The sequence below is a fragment of the Mycobacterium fragae genome (genome assembly GCF_002102185.1).
GTDB lineage: Bacteria > Actinomycetota > Actinomycetes > Mycobacteriales > Mycobacteriaceae > Mycobacterium > Mycobacterium fragae.
The window spans coordinates 254,351-271,054 of sequence record NZ_LQOW01000026.1 but is presented as its reverse complement, the minus strand read 5'-3'; the positions used below and the strand labels follow the sequence as shown (position 1 = coordinate 271,054).

The following is a 16,704-nucleotide window of genomic DNA, read 5'->3' as shown; positions in this document are numbered from 1 at the left end:
ATATATTGACTGCTACCAACGTACACAGATAACTGGGAGGCGCTGTGCCCGATCCGAGAGACCTGGATCTCTTGCGTGAACTCGAGCCGGTCGTCGAGAAGAACCTGAACCGGCATCTGAGCATGCACAAGGCCTGGAACCCGCACGACTACATCCCTTGGTCGGACGGCAAGAACTTCTACGCGCTGGGCGGCCAGGACTGGGATCCCGAGCAGTCGAAGCTGTCGGACGTCGCGCAGGTGGCGATGGTCCAGAACCTGATGACCGAGGACAACCTGCCTTCGTATCACCGCGAGATCGCCATGAGCTTCGGTATGGACGGCGCGTGGGGGCAGTGGGTCAACCGCTGGACCGCTGAGGAGAACCGGCACGGGATCGCGCTGCGCGACTATCTGGTGGTGACCCGCGCGGTCGATCCGGTGGAGCTGGAGCTGCTTCGCCTCGAGGTGGTCAACCGGGGTTTCAGCCCGGGCCAGAACCACCAGGGTGATCTGTTCTGCGAGAACATCTTCGACTCGATCCTGTACGTCACGTTCCAGGAGCTGGCCACCCGCATCTCGCACCGCAACACCGGCAGGGCTTGCAACGAGACGATCGCCGATCAGCTGCTGGCCAAGATCTCGCACGACGAAAACCTGCACATGATCTTCTACCGCGACGTCAGCGAGGCGGGCATGGAGATCGCGCCGAACAAGGCGATGAAGTCGTTGCACCGGGTGCTGCGCAACTTCAAGATGCCCGGGTTCAGCGTGCCGGAGTTCCGCCGCAAGGCCGTGATGATCGCCGTCGGAGGTGTGTACGACCCGCGCATCCACCTCGACGACGTCGTGATGCCGGTACTGAAGAAGTGGCGCATTTTCGAGCGCGAGGACTTCACCGGTGAAGCCGCCGAACTGCGCGACGACCTCGCCCTGCTGGTCAAGGAGCTCGAGGTGGCCTGCGACAAGTTCGAGGTGTCCAAGCAGCGTCAACTCGAGCGCGAAGCCCGCACAGGCAAGAAAGTCACCGCGTTGGAGCTGCATCAGACCGCAGGCAAGCTGGCGATGAGCCGGCGGTAGCCGGCTGTGCGTATCGGGCCCATCGCGCTCGCCAGCCCGGTGGTGCTGGCCCCGATGGCGGGTGTGACCAACGTCGCATTCCGCACCCTGTGCCGGGAGCTGGAACAGGCATTGGTCGGGACGGTCAGCGGACTCTACGTCTGCGAGATGGTGACCGCGCGTGCCCTAGTCGAGCGCCATCCGGTCACCATGCACATGACGACGTTCTCCGCCGACGAGTCGCCGCGATCCCTGCAGCTCTACACCGTCGACCCCGCGACCACGTACGCCGCCGCGAGGATGATCGCCGACGAGAACCTGGCCGACCACATCGACATGAATTTCGGCTGCCCGGTGCCCAAAGTCACCCGCCGCGGCGGCGGGGCCGCGCTGCCGTTCAAGCGGCGGCTGTTCGGCCAGATCGTCGCCGCCGCGGTGCGCGCGACCGAGGGCACCGACATACCGGTAACCGTCAAGTTCCGGATCGGCATCGACGACGAGCACCACACCCATCTGGACGCCGGTCGCATCGCCGAAGCCGAAGGTGCGGCCGCGGTCGCGCTGCACGCCCGCACCGCCGCGCAACGCTATTCCGGGGCGGCGGACTGGGACCAGATCGCCCAGCTCAAGGAGCATGTGCAGAGCATCCCGGTGCTCGGCAACGGCGACATTTTCGATGCCAGCGACGCGCTGACCATGATGGCGGCGACCGGGTGCGACGGGGTGGTCATCGGGCGCGGATGCCTGGGCCGGCCCTGGCTGTTCGCCGAGCTGTCCGCCGCTTTCACCGGCCGCCCGGCGCCCACGCCGCCCACGCTGGGCCAGGTCGTCGACGTCATCCGTCGGCACGGCCGGCTGCTGGCCTCCCATTTCGGCGAGGACAAGGGTATGCGCGATATCCGCAAGCACATCGCCTGGTACCTGCACGGCTTCCCCGCCGGCTCCGACGTTCGACGGGCATTGGCGCTGGTCAAGACCCTCGACGAGCTGGACGCGTTGCTCGAGCAGCTCGACGCCGCCGTGCCCTTCCCGGAAACGGCCACGGGGCCGCGGGGACGCCAGGGATCGCCTGCCCGGGTGGCGTTGCCGGACGGCTGGCTGGACGACCGCGATGACTGCGCGGTGCCGGCCGGCGCCGACGTCATGAATTCGGGTGGATGATCGAGACAATCCCGACATCGCGTTTCTGGCCATCTCTGGCTACGATGTGGAACTTGTTGCAACGCGCTCCGGTGGATTCGGGGGGAGCGCGGTTTGCAGTGTTGCCACCGCCAGCACTGCCCTGATGTATGCGCACGAACACATAGATGTGTAGGGGCCAGGTCATCAGAGTTTCGGAGGCCGGTAGGACATGAGTGACGGCGATTATGGCATTTCTGATGCCGCGCCCGACCGTCCGCACGCCTCGGCTGTTGATGGTGACGATGTAGGGCCTAGCGCAATGGCGCCGGGACCGCGGGCCGCCGCCCCGTGGGAGCGCTTCGGCACGCCCACACGACCCGCACAAGGGGTCGTCGTGGCTCCACGACGACCTGGACCGCGGGCCGGACATGCCGCCGACGAACGGGAATCAACCGGCTGCCATACCGGTGGCGGGCTCACCGTCGCCGACTTGATCGCCAAGGTGGGCCGTCCGTCGACGGACCGGCCGAGCCGTCATCACGCAACATCGGATATAGAGCCACCCGAGCCGACCCCATACCCGCCCGCCCCCCGAGACGACGACGGGTACGACGGGTATGACGCCTATGCCGTCCCACCTCCATCCGCCTATGCCACCGAGCTGCCCGACCTCGAGCTCAGCCCCCCTGCACGTCGCACCACCGGCGCCGACACCGCGCAGACCACAGTGCTACCGAAAACCCCGGCGCGGGCGCGGCCGTCGCGGGTCGTCGGCGAGCCCGCAGCTGCCGAACCAGCCAAACCGAAGCCGAGACGCAAGCGCCGGGCGCTGCTCGCGGCCGGACGCGCCGCGGCGGCGTTGATCGCCGCGACGGCCGTGGCGCTCACCGGCGGGGCGTGGCAGTGGAGCTCATCAAAAAACCACAGGCTCAACAACATCAGCGCGCTCGACCCCGAGTCGCGAGACATCGTCGACCCCAATGCACAATACGGCGACGAGGACTTCTTGATCGTCGGCGTCGATTCGCGCGCCGGGGAGAACAGCGCGATGGGCGCCGGTGACACCGAGGACGCCGGCGGCGCCCGATCGGACACCATCATGCTGGTCAACATTCCGGCGAACCGTAAGCGCGTGGTCGCGGTGTCGTTCCCGCGGGATCTGGCGATCACGCCGATGAAATGCGAAGCCTGGAATCCCGACACCGGCGCCTACGGCCCCCTCTACGACGAGCAGACCGGAACCTATGGCTCCAAATACGTCTACACCGAGACCAAGCTGAATTCCGCCTTCGCGTTCGGCGGCCCGAAGTGTCTGGTGAAGGTCATCCAGAAACTGTCCGGTCTGAGCATCAACCGGTTCATTGCCATCGACTTCGCCGGCTTCGCCAAGATGGTCGATGCGCTCGGCGGCGTCGAGGTGTGCAGCACCACTGCGTTAAAGGATGCCGAATTGGGCACGGTGCTCCCTCACTCCGGACGCCAGATCATCGACGGGCAAACCGCGCTGAGTTATGTGCGAGCCCGCAACGTCGTCACTGAGAACAACGGGGACTACGGGCGCATCAAACGCCAGCAGCTGTTCCTGTCCTCGCTGCTGCGTTCGCTTATCTCGCGGGACACGTTCTTCTCGATGAGCAAGCTCAACAACGTCGTGAACATGTTCATCGGCGATAGCTATGTCGACAACGTGAAGACCAAGGACCTTGTCGATCTCGGCCAGTCGGTGCAGGGGCTATCCGCCGGCCACGTTTCGTTCGTGACCGTGCCGACCGGCGAAACCGACGAGAACGGCAACGAGCCGCCGCGCACCTCCGATATGCGCGCGCTGTTCGACGCCGTCATCAACGACGATCCGCTGCCCGGCGAAAACGACCTGAACGCCACATCGAGCCCGACGACCAAATCGACCACCAGCAAGACGCCGCCAGCCAGCCCGGCCACCGAGGCGCACCCCGAACAGGTCCGGGCCGTGACGGCTGCACCGCAGGAGATCACGGTGCAGGTTTCGAACTCGACCGGTAAGTCCGGGCTCGCCACGACCGCTTCCAACCAGTTGGAAAAGCGCGGCTTCAAGGTCATGACGCCGGAGGACTATCCGAGCAAGCTCAAGTCCACCACGGTGTTTTTCTCACCGGGCAACGAGCAGGCCGCCGCCACTGTCGCTGCGGCCTTTGGGAACTCAAAGGTCGAGCGGGTCACTGGAATCGGGCACGTGATACAGGTGGTCCTCGGCCCGGACTTCTCGAAGGTCAGCAATCCTCCACCGACCGGCTCGTCGGTCAGCGTGGAAATCGACCGCAGCGCCAGCAGTGCCCCGACCAAGCTTCCCGAGGACTTGACCGTCACCAACGGCGCCGACACCAGCTGCGAGTAAGCGCAACGGCGCTCGAATTGAGAAGAAAAACGCGCATTCATCGCTCGTTCATGGCCCGCCTCGTGCGGGTTGCGTCGTCGAGAACGTAGTCTTGTCGCTATGCGAACCGCCTACCAGGAACAACTTTCCGAGCTTTCCGAGCAGCTTGGCGAGATGTGTGGCCTGGCCGGCGCCGCGATGGAACGCGCGACGCAGGCTCTGCTGCAGGCGGATCTCGTGCTGGCCGAACAGGTCATCTCCGACCACGACAGAATCGCGAAACTCAGCACCCGTGCAGAGGAGAGCGCCTTCGTCTTGCTGGCCTTGCAGGCTCCCGTCGCCGGCGATTTGCGCTCGATCGTGAGCGCCATCCAGATGGTCGCCGACATCGACCGGATGGGAGCGCTGGCGCTGCACGTCGCCAAGATCGCTCGCCGTCGCCACCCGCAACACGCGCTACCCGAGGAAGTCAACGGCTATTTCGCCGAGATGGGCCGCGTCGCAGTGGAATTGGGTAACAGCGCCCAGGAGGTGCTGCTGTCGCGCGACCCAGAGAAAGCCGCGCGGATCCGCGAAGAAGACGACGCGATGGATGACCTGCACCGGCACCTGTTCACCGTGTTGATGGATCGGGAGTGGAAACACGGGGTGGCCGCCGCCGTCGACGTGACGCTGCTGGGCCGGTTTTACGAACGCTTCGCCGACCACGCCGTCGAGGTGGCGCGTCGGGTCATCTTCCAGGCGACCGGTGAATTCCCCGAGGGCGACGCGGTGGCCAAACAGCGCCCGACGAGGCCATAGTCGACCTAGCCGAACCGGCCGGAGATGTAGTCCTCGGTGGCCTTCTGGGTGGGGTTGGAGAAAATCTTCTCGGTGTCGTCGATCTCCACCAGCCGGCCCGGCTTTCCGACGCCCTCCAGGTTGAAGAACGCGGTATGGTCGCTGACCCGTGCCGCCTGCTGCATGTTGTGGGTGACGATGACGATGGTGTAGTCCTTTTTCAACTCCGCGATCAGATCCTCGATGGCCATCGTCGAGATGGGGTCCAACGACGAGCAGGGCTCGTCCATGAGCAGCACATCGGGTTGCACGGCGATGGCCCGCGCGATACACAACCGCTGCTGCTGACCACCGGACAACCCCCCGCCCGGCCGGTCCAGCCGATCCTTGACCTCCTCCCACAGGTTGGCGCCCCGCAGCGAGTATTCGGCTGTGTCGTCGAGAACCTTGCGATTGCGGACACCCTGCAGCTTCAGGCCCGCCACCACGTTGTCGCGAATCGACATGGTAGGGAACGGATTCGGCCGTTGAAACACCATCCCGATGGCGCGACGCACACCGACGGGATCGATACCGGGGCCGTAGATGTCGTCGTCGTCGAGCAGGACCGTGCCCTGCATCCGGGCGCCGGGAATCACCTCGTGCATTCGGTTCAGCGTGCGCAGCACGGTCGTCTTGCCGCAGCCGGACGGACCGATGAACGCCGTCACGCTGCGAGGCAGAACGGATAGCGAAACGTCGGCGACCGCGTGGAAGGCGCCGTAATAAATATTGACGTCCTTGAGGTCTAACCTCTTAGCCACCGCAACTCCTGCCTAGACTTTCTCGGGTGCAAAGACTTTCGCGACCACCCTGGCTCCCACATTAATAAGGGCGATCAGCAGAATCAGCGTCAGGGCGGCTCCCCACAGTCGATCGGTGGGCACCGCGTTGGAGCCCGCACCGGCCGACGTCTGGTCGTACATCATGCCTGGCAGCGTCCCCATGAAACCGGTGAACATGTCGAAATTCATCGCCTGTGAGTAGCCCACCAGGATCAGCAGCGGGGCGGTCTCACCCATCACCCTCGCCAACGCCAACATGATGCCCGTGATGATGCCCGACAAGCATGCTGGAAGCACGATTCTGGTGATCGTTTTCCACTTCGGAACGCCCAGCGCATAGCTGGCCTCGCGCAGGTCCACGGGAACGATCCGCAGCATCTCCTCGGTCGCGCGCACGATCACCGGAAGCATCAACAGCACCAGCGCCAGCGATACCGCGAAACCGGACCGGGGGAAGCCGAGCGTGGCGACGCACAGCGCATAGATGAACAGTGCCGCCACGATCGAGGGCACGCCGGTGAGGATGTCCACCATGAACGTGGTCAGCTTGCCCATCCGGCTCTCACCACTGTATTCGACCAGGTAGATCGCGACGAAAACGCCGATCGGGATGGAGATGACCGCGCACACCAGGCCCTGCATGACCGTACCGACAATGGCGTGATAGGCACCGCCACCGGCCACGAATGCCGTCATGCCGGCTTGGGAATGCGTCCACCACACGCTGGAGCCGACGACGCTGAGACCCTTGGCGGCCACCGAGTAAAGCACCCACAGCAGTGGCACCAGCGCCAGCGCGACCGACAGCGTCACCAGCACGGTCGCGAGCTTGTTCGTGGCCCGCCGACGCAGGCTGACTCCCGCGAATGTGCGGGCCTTGACGGGGCGGTCCAGGATCGACGTCATCGAGTGCCCTTACCGGCGACAGCGGCTCGCGCCAGCGCATTGACGACAAAGGTGAGCAGGAAGAGCACCAATCCGGCGGCGATGTAGGCCCCCGCTTTGTACTGGTCGTTGAACTCCGCCGCCGTGGCCGCGATTTTCGTCGCGAAGGTGTAGCCGCCGTCGAACAACGACCAGCCGAACGCCGCCTGCGTACCGCGCAGAATGATCAGCAAGGCAACCGTCTCACCCAGCGCTCGGCCCAGGCCCAGCATGGCGCCGCTGATGTACCCGGAGCGCCCGAACGGCAGCACAGCGGTCTTGACCACTTCCCACCGGGTGGCCCCGAGCGCCAAGGCGGCTTCGATGTGGCCTTGTGGCGTCTGGACGAACACCTCGCGGGTGACCGCGGTGATGATCGGCAGAATCATAACCGCGACGACCATCCCGCCGGTGAAGATGGTGCCGCCACCGGACACCGACGCGTTGCCGGTGGCGAACAGGAAAAACCCGCCCAGATGCTCGTTGAGCCAGGTCGCGACCGGTCGCAGCCGTGGCGCCAGCACGTACAAGCCCCATACCCCGTAGATGATCGACGGGACCGCGGCAAGCAAGTCGACCATGTAGGCCAGTGGCGCGGCGAGCCGGCGCGGTGAGTACTGGGTGAGAAAGATTGCGATACCCAACGCGACCGGCATCGCCAGGATCAGCGCGAACAGCGCCACGAACACCGTCACCTGCAACAGGTCGAAGATGCCGAAACGCATCGCCGATGTGTCGGTGGTGACCCAGTTGCCGCCGTAGCTGAAGAAGTTCTCTTTGTCGCGCGCCAGGGCCGGGATCGCGCGCCACAGCAGGAACAGTCCGATCGCCGCGATCAACACGACGATCAGGACGCCCGAGCCCTCCGACAGTCCGCGAAACAACCGGTCGCCGAGACGAGGTTTGCTGCTGCCCCAAGGCAGCGTGGGCGACCGCCGCGGTTCGAGGGAAGGCGCGGCAACGACGTCACCCGAACCGGCACCGGCGGGATTCGGCGTTGTCACGGGTGCTCCCCTCGATCGCTCCCGGCTCTGCAGCCCATCTCAAATGCTGGAGGTTACTGGACCGCATTGATCGCGGTGACCAGGCGTTGTTTGAACTTATCCGGTAACGGAACATACCCGGCCGGCGATAGACCGTTCTGGCCGTCGCTGGTGGCCACGGTCAAAAACGACTTGACCGCGGCGGAGGTGGCCGGGTCGTAGCCCTTTGAGCACACGATCTCGTAGGTGGCCAGGACCAATGGATAGGCACCGGCCTCTTGGGTGCTGTAGAGGGACTTCAGGTCGAGTTTCAGGTCGTTGCCCTTGCCGGCGAACGCGGCGTTGTCGATGGCGTTGCGAGCCGCGTCGTCGGTAAGCGCCACCGCGCCGCTGCCGTCGTCGATGCGGGCGTACGGTGCGCGGGCCTGATCGGCGAAGCCCTTCTCGACGTACCCGATGGCCCCGGACGTGGATTGCACGGCCTGGATGACGCCGGCGGATTTTTGCGCACCTTCGCCCACGCCGCCCTGAAACTCGCTGCCCGCGCCCCTGGTCCAGCTCTGCGGGGCGGCCGCTGCCAGGTACTTCTGGAAGTTGTCGGTGGTACCCGAGGAGTCTGACCGGTAGATCGGTGTGATCTTGAAGTCGGGCAGCGCGACGCCGTGGTTGAGTGCCATCAGGGCCGGGTCGCGCCAGTTGGTGATCGCGCCACTGAAGATCTTGGCCAGCAGCTCCGCGTTGACGACGAGCGGGTCGACGCCGTCGAGGTGGTAGACGATGGCGATCGGTCCGAACACCATCGGCAGGTGCCAGGCCGGATTTCCGTTGCAGCGCTTGGTCGCCGGATCGATCTGGTCTTCGGTCAGGGGCGAGTCGGAGCCGGCGAAATCGACGTGGCCGGCGATGAATTGCTCACGCCCGGCGCCCGACCCGGTCGGGTTGTACGCCAGGTTCTTGCCCGGACATCGCTGACCCCAGTCTTTGTTGAACAACGAGATGGCATTCTGCTGAGCGGTGGAGCCCTCAGCGGTCAGATCGCGCTTGCCATCACAGCTCACCTGGCCCGCCGAGGTGGACGACGCGCCCTGGATATTGCTGTCGCTGCCGCAGCCGGCCAACATCAGGCCGGTCACCGCCACCGCCAACATCCTGGCCGCTGTGTCGAGCTTCACCGATCTCGCTTTTCCGCTGTGACCGCAGCATAGGCGGTGTCGACACTGTGCTGAGTGAAACCCAGGCGTCGATAGGTCTTGACCGCAGCGATGTTGTCGGACTCGACATAGAGCATCACCGTCGGTTGAGCCGCGCCGGCCAGCCGTCGCGCCAGGTATGCCACCCCGACCGATGTCAGCACTGCACCCAGTCCGCTGCCTTGCGCTGAGCGGTCGACACCGACCACATAAACCTCGCCCAGGCCCGCGTCATCGTGATGCACCTTGGTCCAATGAAACCCGAGCAGGCTTCCCGTCTGTTCGTCGAAGGCCAGGAATAACCCGTCGGGGTCGAACCACGGTTCGCCGCGCCGCTCGTCCAGATCGGCTGCGGTCCAGCCGCTTTGTTCCGGGTGCCCCGCGAATGCCGCGTTGTTGACTCGCAGCAACTCGGCGTCGTCGGCGGGGCCGGCATAGGTCCTGATACGCACTCCGTCGGGCAGCGCCGGCGGTCCGACGTCGTTCAGCGAGCGGCGCATCTGGATGAGTTCGCGAACGGGTATGAGGCCGAGTGCCGATGCCGTCGCCCGGGCCGGCTCCAGGGTTCCGTGCGCCCAGAACCGGTTCCGCCCACCGGTTTTGGACAACGCGGCATGTATCAACCTAGCGCCGTGACCTTGTCGGCGGGCCCGCGGATGAACCACCAACTCCGCCATGCCGAACGAATCGTCCTGCGACGACGACAGGTTCAAGTAGCCGATGATCGCGTCGCCGCCGTTGTCCGGGCGCGGTCCGGCGATCAGTAGGTGCTCGGTGCGCTGATGCGCGAGCTCCCGCAGGACCTGCTCGCCGACAGGTGCCACTCCATCGAATTCGCTTGCCGCCGCCACGAGTTCACGTACTTGCTGCTGCACCTCCGCGGTCAAGCCCGCGTGCCACTGAAGTGGCGTCACTGACTGCGCAGCGGATCGAACCGCGGCTCTTGGCGACTATCGGCGTCAGGTTCACTGTCATCGGCGGTATCGGCCTCGCTGCTCGGCGGTCGACCGCGGGCCGGCCGGACCGCCTTGTAACCCACGTTGCGTACCGTGCCGATCAGCGACTCGTACTCCGGCCCGAGTTTGGCCCGCAGCCGGCGGACATGCACGTCGACCGTACGGGTGCCGCCGAAGAAGTCGTAGCCCCACACCTCGTGCAGCAGCTGCGCGCGGGTGAACACCCGTCCGGCGTGCTGGGCGAGGTACTTGAGCAGTTCGAACTCCTTATAGGTGAGGTCCAGCGGACGTCCGCGCAGTCGGGCAGTGTAGGTGCCCTCGTCGATCACCAGCTCACCGAGGCTGATCTTGCCCACACTCTCCTGGTCGTGAAGCCCGCCGCGGCGGCCGACAAGTAGTCGCAGCCGTGCGTCGATCTCGGCGGGTCCGGTGCTCGGTAGCAGGATCTCGTCGAGTCCCCAGTCGGCATTGACCGCCACCAACCCGCCCTCGCTCACCACCGCCACCGCCGGAATCGACCGACCCGTCGAGCCCAGCAGCCGGCACAGCCCACGCGCAGACGACAGGTCGATGCGCGCATCGACGATCACCACGTCCGCGCTACCGGCTTCCAGCAGCGAGGAAACATCGGCCGGCGCCGTCCGCACCGTGTGGGCGAGCAGCGACAGCGACGGCAGAACCACATCGGGATGCGGCTCTGCGGTCAGCAGCAGTAGATCCAAAAAGCCCCTCCAGCGTCGTGGGAAAGGCGTCTCCCAGCTTCACGGCGAGATGTATGTAGTTAGCGGCCAGGTCATCTAACGATAGCGTGCTACCTGGTCCTCAGCGCGCCGACGATGCAGACCGGGACGGTCTGAGGAGGAGGCGCGCAATTCACCCCAGCGCGCCGACGATGCAGACCCAGACGTGCCCAGCGGGCGGTACGGGACAATGCGTATGTGCGCAAGGTGCTGGTCGGGGCGGGGGCCGCATTGCTGGCTGTCGTGGTCGTGCTCGTCGGCGCCGCCGGCGTGGACTTCGGGACCACCATTTACGCCGAGTACCGGCTGGCCCGTACCCTGCGCGACACAGCACACCTGGGCTTCGATCCGTTCGTCGCGATCCTCGGGTTTCCGGTCATCCCGCAGGCGATGCGGCAGCACTACGACGAGCTGGAGATCAAGGCCGGCGCCGTGGACCGTCCGCTGGTGGGCAAGGCCACGCTGGAGGCCACCATGCATTCGATCGACCTGACCGACGCATCCTGGCTGATCCGGCCGAACGCCAAGCTGCCCGTCGGCAAGCTGGAGAGCCGGATCATCATCGACTCGCTGCACCTCGGCCGCTACATGGGCATCCGCGACCTGATGGTCGAGGCACCGCAGCAGGAAACCAACGACGCCACCGGCGGCACCACCGAATCCGGTATCTCCGGCAGCCACGGTCTGGTGTTCACCGGCACGCCGAAATCGGCGCACTTCGACAAACGGGTCAGCGTCGCAATGGACCTGTCCGTGGCCGGTCCCGACCAAACCACGCTGGTGTTCACCCCCACCGGCGTGCTGACCGGCCCGGACACCGCCAACCAGAAGGTCCCGGACGACAAGCGCGCCGCCGTGCTGGCCGCGTTCACCAGCCGGCTGCCCGACCAGAGGCTGCCGTTCGGGGTGGCGCCGACGAGCCAGGGGGTGCGCGGGTCGGAGGTCATCATCGAGGGCATCACCAGGGGAGTAACGGTCACCCTCGACGGGTTTAACCAGTCATGACCGTTGCAGTGGTGGCGGCCGTGGCCGCATTGGCGCTGGCCGCCGTCGCCGGGTGGCTGCTGAACCGCCGCGCCGGCCAGATGCGGCCAACCGATCCCGGCTCCGGCTTGGACACCAGCGACCTCGGCCTTTCCCGCACCGGGCCGACCGTCGTGCATTTCAGCGCCGCCTGGTGCTCGCCGTGCGCCCGGGTGCGACGAGTGGTCAATCAGGTCTGCGGGGACCTGGGTGACGTGGCACACGTGGAGATCGACTTGGACGCCAATCCATATGCGGCGCGACGTCTTTCGGTGCTGTCACTGCCGACCACGTTCATCTTCGATGCCGAGGGTCGCCAACGGTACCGCACCGCGGGTGTGCCGAGAGCCGATGACCTGCGCTCGGCGCTGACCCCGCTGTTGGCTTGACGGCCGGGCCATTGGGTAAAGTGTCTGACGTGTTCGCCCGCCTCGAGCTCTTGCTCACCAAGCGTCGCGCAGTCGATCTGTGCCGCATCGCGGGCTGCTGCTGTTGTTGTAGTGGCTGAGTAGCCGCGCTTCCCCGCGCCGCGCTCGGAGCAGCCATTCTGGCGTGCCCCCCTTCCCGTGCAACCGAAGCAGCTAGGAGAACCGTGTCGAGTACCAAGACCACCGGGACGACCACCGGCACTATCGGCCAGGTCGATGTTCGCGGTCCCCGATTCGTCGCCTGGATCACCACCGCGGTCCTGGTGATCGTGCTGCTCGCCTCCGGGGTCAGCGCGCCGGCCGCCGCCGTGATTCTGGCGCTGCAGGCCGTCGTGTTCGCCATCGGCGCGGTGGGCGGGCCGCAACGGCATCCCTACGGCCTGGTGTTCGCCAGGGCCGTGGCGCCGCGGCTGGGCCCGGTCCGCGAGCGGGAGCCGGTGGCCCCGCTGAAGTTCGCCCAACTGGTCGGCTTCATCTTCGCGGCCATCGGCGTGGTGGGATTCGCCGCCGGCCTTACGCTGCTCGGCATCATCGCCACCGCGGCCGCGCTGGCCGCGGCCTTCCTCAATGCGGCCTTCGGCATCTGCCTGGGCTGCCAGCTCTACCCCCTTGTCGCCCGCCTGCGCACCCCCGCACCTTCCCGCTGAGCAACCGAAAGGAAACTCCTCATGGCACGCTCCGACGTCCTGGTCTCCGCTGACTGGGCCGAGAGCAATCTCGACACCCCTGGCGTCGTCTTCGTCGAGGTCGACGAAGACACCAGCGCCTACGACGGCGGCCACATCGCCGGCGCCGTCAAGCTGGACTGGCGCGCCGATCTGCAAGACCCGGTCCGGCGTGACTTCGTCGACGCCCAGCAGTTCTCCAAGCTGCTGAGTGACCGCGGCATCTCCAACGACGACACCGTGATCCTCTACGGAGGCAACAACAACTGGTTCGCCGCCTACGCGTACTGGTACTTCAAGCTGTACGGCCACGAGAAGGTCAAGCTGCTCGACGGCGGCCGCAAGAAGTGGGAGCTCGACGGCCGTTCGCTATCCACCGACAAGGTGAACCGCCCGACCACCAGCTACACCGCCAAGCAGCCCGACAACAGCATCCGGGCATTCCGCGACGAGGTCCTCGCCGCCATCAACGTCAAGAACCTGGTCGACGTCCGTTCACCGGACGAGTTCTCCGGCAAGATCCTGGCGCCGGCGCACCTGCCCCAGGAGCAAAGCCAGCGGCCCGGCCACATCCCCGGCGCGATCAACGTGCCATGGAGCAAGGCCGCCAACGAGGACGGCACCTTCAAATCCGACGAGGACCTGGCCAAGTTGTACGCCGAGGCCGGTTTGGACGGATCGAAGGAGACCATCGCCTACTGCCGAATCGGCGAACGGTCATCGCACACCTGGTTCGTTTTGCAGGAATTGCTCGGCCACAGGAATGTCAAGAACTACGACGGCAGTTGGACGGAATACGGCTCCCTGGTGGGGGCCCCGATCGAGTTGGGAAGCTGATATGTGCTCTGCACCGAAGCAAGGACAGACGTTGCCGGCCGGCGTCGACCTGGAGAAGGAGACGGTGATCACCGGCCGCGTCGTGGACGGCTCCGGCCAGGCAGTCGGCGGCGCCTTCGTGCGCCTGCTGGACGAGTCCGACGAGTTCACCGCGGAGGTCGTCGCGTCCGCCACCGGTGACTTCCGGTTCTTCGCCGCACCGGGATCCTGGACGCTGCGCGCGCTGTCGGCGGCCGGCAACGGTGACGCGGTGATCACGCCGTCCGGCGCCGGTATCCACGAGGTCGACGTCAAGATCGCCTGACCCTCGCGGCGCCTCGCGTCGTGACGGCGGATGGCGCGCCGGCGCCGGCGACTAGACTTGTCGCCGTGGTGCTGTTCTTCGAGATCATGCTGGTCGCGGCCGTCGTCGTGATCGCATGGTTTGCGTTGTATGCGCTCTATCGACTGATCACCGACGACTCGTGACTGAGGCCGAACGCCCCGACAGGCCCGCCGGACCGCTTCGTTCCCCCACTTCCGGAGACCGTGCAGTCGCGGCGGCCGCCGAACGCGCGAAAGTGACTGCAGCACGCAACATCCCGGTCTTCGACGACCTGCCCGCCCCCGCGGATACCGCAAACCTGCGGGAAGGCGCCAACCTGCACAATGCCCTGCTTGCGTTGCTCCCCTTGGTGGGGGTGTGGCGCGGTGAAGGAGAGGGGCGCGGAAGCGACGGCGACTACCGGTTCGGCCAGCAGATCGTGGTATCGCACGACGGCGGGGACTACCTGAACTGGGAGGCCCGGTCGTGGCGAATCACCGAGGCCGGCGACTACCAAGGCCCCGGCTTGCGTGAAACCGGCTACTGGCGGTTCGTCAACGACCCCAACGACCCCACCGAATCACAGGCGATCGAGCTGCTGCTGGCGCACTCCGCCGGTTATGTCGAACTGTTCTACGGGTCGCCGCGCACCCAGTCGTCGTGGGAGTTGGTCACCGACGCGCTGGCACGCAGTAGATCGGGCGTGCTGGTCGGCGGCGCCAAGCGGCTCTACGGCATCGTCGAGGGTGGCGATCTGGCTTACGTCGAAGAACGCGTGGATGCCGACGGCGGGTTGGTACCGCATCTGTCGGCGCGGCTTTCGCGGTTCGCCGGCTAGCACGTCCGGCGGATGCGCTATCGTCGCATCACAGATTTGCCCTGTTAGCCCACTGTGCCCTAGGAGAGAGTGCGAATGGGGCTATTCGTCAGCTACTCGAGCCAAGACCGATCGGCCATCGAAGCGCTGACGACCGCGCTTCGCCGGGCCCGCCAACAGGTTTGGTTCGACGAGGATCTCGGCGGAGGCGAAACCTGGTGGAACGCAATCTTGGAGCAGATCCGCTCGTGTGAGGTTTTTATCTTCGCGCTGTCGAATCACTCGCTGCAGTCCAAGCCCTGCCAGGCCGAGCTGCGCTATGCGCAGGCCCTGCAGCGACCGATCCTTCCCGTCCAGATCGGCGCAGTCGACAGCATGCGGGCCAATCCCCTTGCCGCGCTGCAGATTATCGATTACCGCAACCCGACCGTTGACAGCGGCATCCAGTTGGTCACCGCGGTGCACACACTGGCGGCCCAGAACCCGCCGTTACCCTCACCGCTGCCAGACGAGCCGCCGGTGCCGTTCGCCTACCTGATGCGCCTGTCCAGCACGCTCGCCGAACGAGAGCTCGACCCACGCCAGCAGACTCACCTGCTGGCCGAACTCAAATCCGGACTCGATGAGGACGGCGGCGATCCCACCGCTCGGCGCGACATCGCCCGGTTGCTGCGCATGCTGCGCGACCGACACGACGTCACTTACCGCACCCGAACCGAAATCGACGCCCTGCTGGCGTCGGTCGATACGAAGTCATCCGCCGCCCAGCCACCGCCGCCAAGACCGCGCCCACAACACGAGCACCCGGTCGCCCGCACCACCCCGCCGGTTAGAACGCCGCCGCCATCCGCGCCCACCCCTCAGCCGCAGCCGCCGGCCCCGCGACCACGGGTGCCCACGGGGCCCGCCGCGCCGTCGCAGGACGGTGATGCGAGCACGGGATCCCGGAAGCGCTGGGTGATCGCGGGCGCCGCCGGGCTGTCGGCGATCGTTGCAATCGTGCTGATTTCGGTGTTCGTCATCCACCGGCCGACACCGCCACCCGCGCGGAATCAGATGGCACCGACGCCGACCGCCGCACCGTCCGGCGACCTGGAGTCGATTCTGCTCGGCGCAGCAGACGTCAGCACCATCATGGGCGTGCCGAGCATGCAGTCCGCCGAGCGCACCCAGGTGATGCGCACCCCTCAGGGGTCACTGTCGAACCCGGCTTGTCTCGGGGCACTCGACCCCATCGAAGCCCCGACGTATCAGAACACTGGCTACACCGGCGTGCGCGGCCAGGCATTGCGCACTGCGGACACCACCGATCCGCACCGCGTTTACCAAGCGGTGGTGAATTTTCCGTCCGCCCAAAGCGCGCAGGCGTTCGTGACGACATCTGCGGGTAACTGGACAGCCTGCGGTGGCCAAACGGTGACCGTGACCGACGGCAACCAGACGGTCCAGTGGAACTTCGGGCCCGTCAACGGCGCCCCGCCCAGGATTGTGCAGCGACACACACAGGCAGCGGGCGGGCACGTATGTCAGCGTGTGCTGAGCGCGGTATCCCAGGTGGTCATCGATGTCCAGGCATGCGCGCCCGACATCACCAACGAAGCCGGCCAGATCGCCGATCAGATGGCTGCCAACGTGACGTCGTAGCGCCCAGATCGCCTGCCGCGAGCGGTATTTGGGCCCAGAAATGGGCAGCCCCCGAGCCGTAGTTCCGGGTTGGACAG

The 16,704-nt window shown here is 66.1% G+C and carries 18 protein-coding genes; 12 read left to right on the top strand and 6 right to left on the bottom strand.

Annotated elements, in window-relative coordinates; all coding sequences use genetic code 11:
- Positions 1-44: 44 nt before the first annotated feature.
- The 4 genes from AWC06_RS15755 (at position 45) to phoU (ending at position 5,313) form a co-directional block, all read left to right on the top strand.
- The gene (locus AWC06_RS15755; protein WP_085198915.1) at positions 45-1,058 is read left to right on the top strand and encodes an acyl-ACP desaturase; all 1,014 of its coding nucleotides are present in this window, start codon (positions 45-47) and stop codon (positions 1,056-1,058) included.
- A 6-nt stretch (positions 1,059-1,064) separates the two neighbouring features.
- Complete coding sequence (gene dusB, locus AWC06_RS15750) at positions 1,065-2,198, top strand: tRNA dihydrouridine synthase DusB (protein WP_085198914.1); 1,134 nt, start codon at positions 1,065-1,067, stop codon at positions 2,196-2,198.
- 280 nt (positions 2,199-2,478) lie between these two features.
- Positions 2,479-4,533, top strand: a complete 2,055-nt coding sequence (locus AWC06_RS15745) for an LCP family protein (protein ID WP_085198913.1) — start codon at positions 2,479-2,481, stop codon at positions 4,531-4,533.
- Positions 4,534-4,632: 99 nt separating this feature from the next.
- The gene (gene phoU, locus AWC06_RS15740; protein WP_085198912.1) at positions 4,633-5,313 is read left to right on the top strand and encodes a phosphate signaling complex protein PhoU; all 681 of its coding nucleotides are present in this window, start codon (positions 4,633-4,635) and stop codon (positions 5,311-5,313) included.
- 5 nt (positions 5,314-5,318) lie between these two features.
- Here the strand turns inward: phoU and pstB are convergent, their stop codons facing one another.
- Genes pstB through AWC06_RS15710 form a run of 6 tightly spaced genes read right to left on the bottom strand, consistent with a single transcriptional unit; the run spans position 5,319 to position 10,891 of the window.
- Positions 5,319-6,095, bottom strand: coding sequence for a phosphate ABC transporter ATP-binding protein PstB (pstB, locus tag AWC06_RS15735; RefSeq protein ID WP_085198911.1), 777 nt, complete (start codon positions 6,093-6,095; stop codon positions 5,319-5,321).
- 12 nt (positions 6,096-6,107) lie between these two features.
- Positions 6,108-7,022, bottom strand: coding sequence for a phosphate ABC transporter permease PstA (gene pstA / locus AWC06_RS15730; RefSeq protein ID WP_085198910.1), 915 nt, complete (start codon positions 7,020-7,022; stop codon positions 6,108-6,110).
- On the bottom strand, positions 7,019-8,044 hold the full coding sequence (pstC, locus tag AWC06_RS15725) for a phosphate ABC transporter permease subunit PstC (protein WP_085198909.1): 1,026 nt from the start codon (positions 8,042-8,044) through the stop codon (positions 7,019-7,021). The genes pstA and pstC overlap by 4 nt, the downstream gene beginning before the upstream one ends.
- A gap of 53 nt (positions 8,045-8,097) precedes the next feature.
- Positions 8,098-9,195 (bottom strand): phosphate ABC transporter substrate-binding protein PstS, encoded by a 1,098-nt coding sequence (gene pstS, locus AWC06_RS15720; RefSeq protein WP_372457990.1) that lies wholly within the window; start codon positions 9,193-9,195, stop codon positions 8,098-8,100.
- Complete coding sequence (gene mshD / locus AWC06_RS15715) at positions 9,192-10,127, bottom strand: mycothiol synthase (RefSeq protein ID WP_085198908.1); 936 nt, start codon at positions 10,125-10,127, stop codon at positions 9,192-9,194. The genes pstS and mshD overlap by 4 nt, the downstream gene beginning before the upstream one ends.
- Positions 10,124-10,891: a winged helix-turn-helix transcriptional regulator gene (locus tag AWC06_RS15710; protein WP_085198907.1), complete on the bottom strand. Its 768-nt coding sequence runs from the start codon at positions 10,889-10,891 to the stop codon at positions 10,124-10,126. Before AWC06_RS15710 ends, mshD begins: the two co-directional genes overlap by 4 nt.
- A gap of 216 nt (positions 10,892-11,107) precedes the next feature.
- Between AWC06_RS15710 and lmeA the strand changes: the two genes are divergently transcribed.
- The 8 genes from lmeA to AWC06_RS15675 all read left to right on the top strand — a co-directional run bounded on the left by lmeA (position 11,108) and on the right by AWC06_RS15675 (position 16,627).
- Positions 11,108-11,914, top strand: a complete 807-nt coding sequence (gene lmeA / locus AWC06_RS15705; protein WP_085198906.1) for a mannan chain length control protein LmeA — start codon at positions 11,108-11,110, stop codon at positions 11,912-11,914.
- Complete coding sequence (locus AWC06_RS15700) at positions 11,911-12,321, top strand: TlpA family protein disulfide reductase (RefSeq protein ID WP_085198905.1); 411 nt, start codon at positions 11,911-11,913, stop codon at positions 12,319-12,321. The genes lmeA and AWC06_RS15700 overlap by 4 nt, the downstream gene beginning before the upstream one ends.
- 20 nt (positions 12,322-12,341) lie before the next feature.
- The gene (locus AWC06_RS23995) at positions 12,342-12,440 is read left to right on the top strand and encodes an Ms5788A family Cys-rich leader peptide (RefSeq protein WP_372457989.1); all 99 of its coding nucleotides are present in this window, start codon (positions 12,342-12,344) and stop codon (positions 12,438-12,440) included.
- Between the two features lie 84 nt (positions 12,441-12,524).
- Complete coding sequence (locus tag AWC06_RS15695; RefSeq protein WP_085198904.1) at positions 12,525-13,007, top strand: DUF4395 domain-containing protein; 483 nt, start codon at positions 12,525-12,527, stop codon at positions 13,005-13,007.
- A gap of 21 nt (positions 13,008-13,028) precedes the next feature.
- On the top strand, positions 13,029-13,862 hold the full coding sequence (locus AWC06_RS15690; RefSeq protein ID WP_085198903.1) for a sulfurtransferase: 834 nt from the start codon (positions 13,029-13,031) through the stop codon (positions 13,860-13,862).
- Position 13,863: 1 nt separating this feature from the next.
- Complete coding sequence (locus tag AWC06_RS15685) at positions 13,864-14,166, top strand: DUF1416 domain-containing protein (protein ID WP_085198902.1); 303 nt, start codon at positions 13,864-13,866, stop codon at positions 14,164-14,166.
- A 160-nt stretch (positions 14,167-14,326) separates the two neighbouring features.
- The gene (locus AWC06_RS15680; RefSeq protein ID WP_085198901.1) at positions 14,327-15,004 is read left to right on the top strand and encodes a heme-binding beta-barrel domain-containing protein; all 678 of its coding nucleotides are present in this window, start codon (positions 14,327-14,329) and stop codon (positions 15,002-15,004) included.
- Between the two features lie 75 nt (positions 15,005-15,079).
- A complete protein-coding gene (locus AWC06_RS15675) occupies positions 15,080-16,627 on the top strand; it encodes a sensor domain-containing protein (RefSeq protein WP_085198900.1) in 1,548 nt (515 codons plus the stop codon).
- The last annotated feature ends 77 nt before the right edge of the window (positions 16,628-16,704 follow it).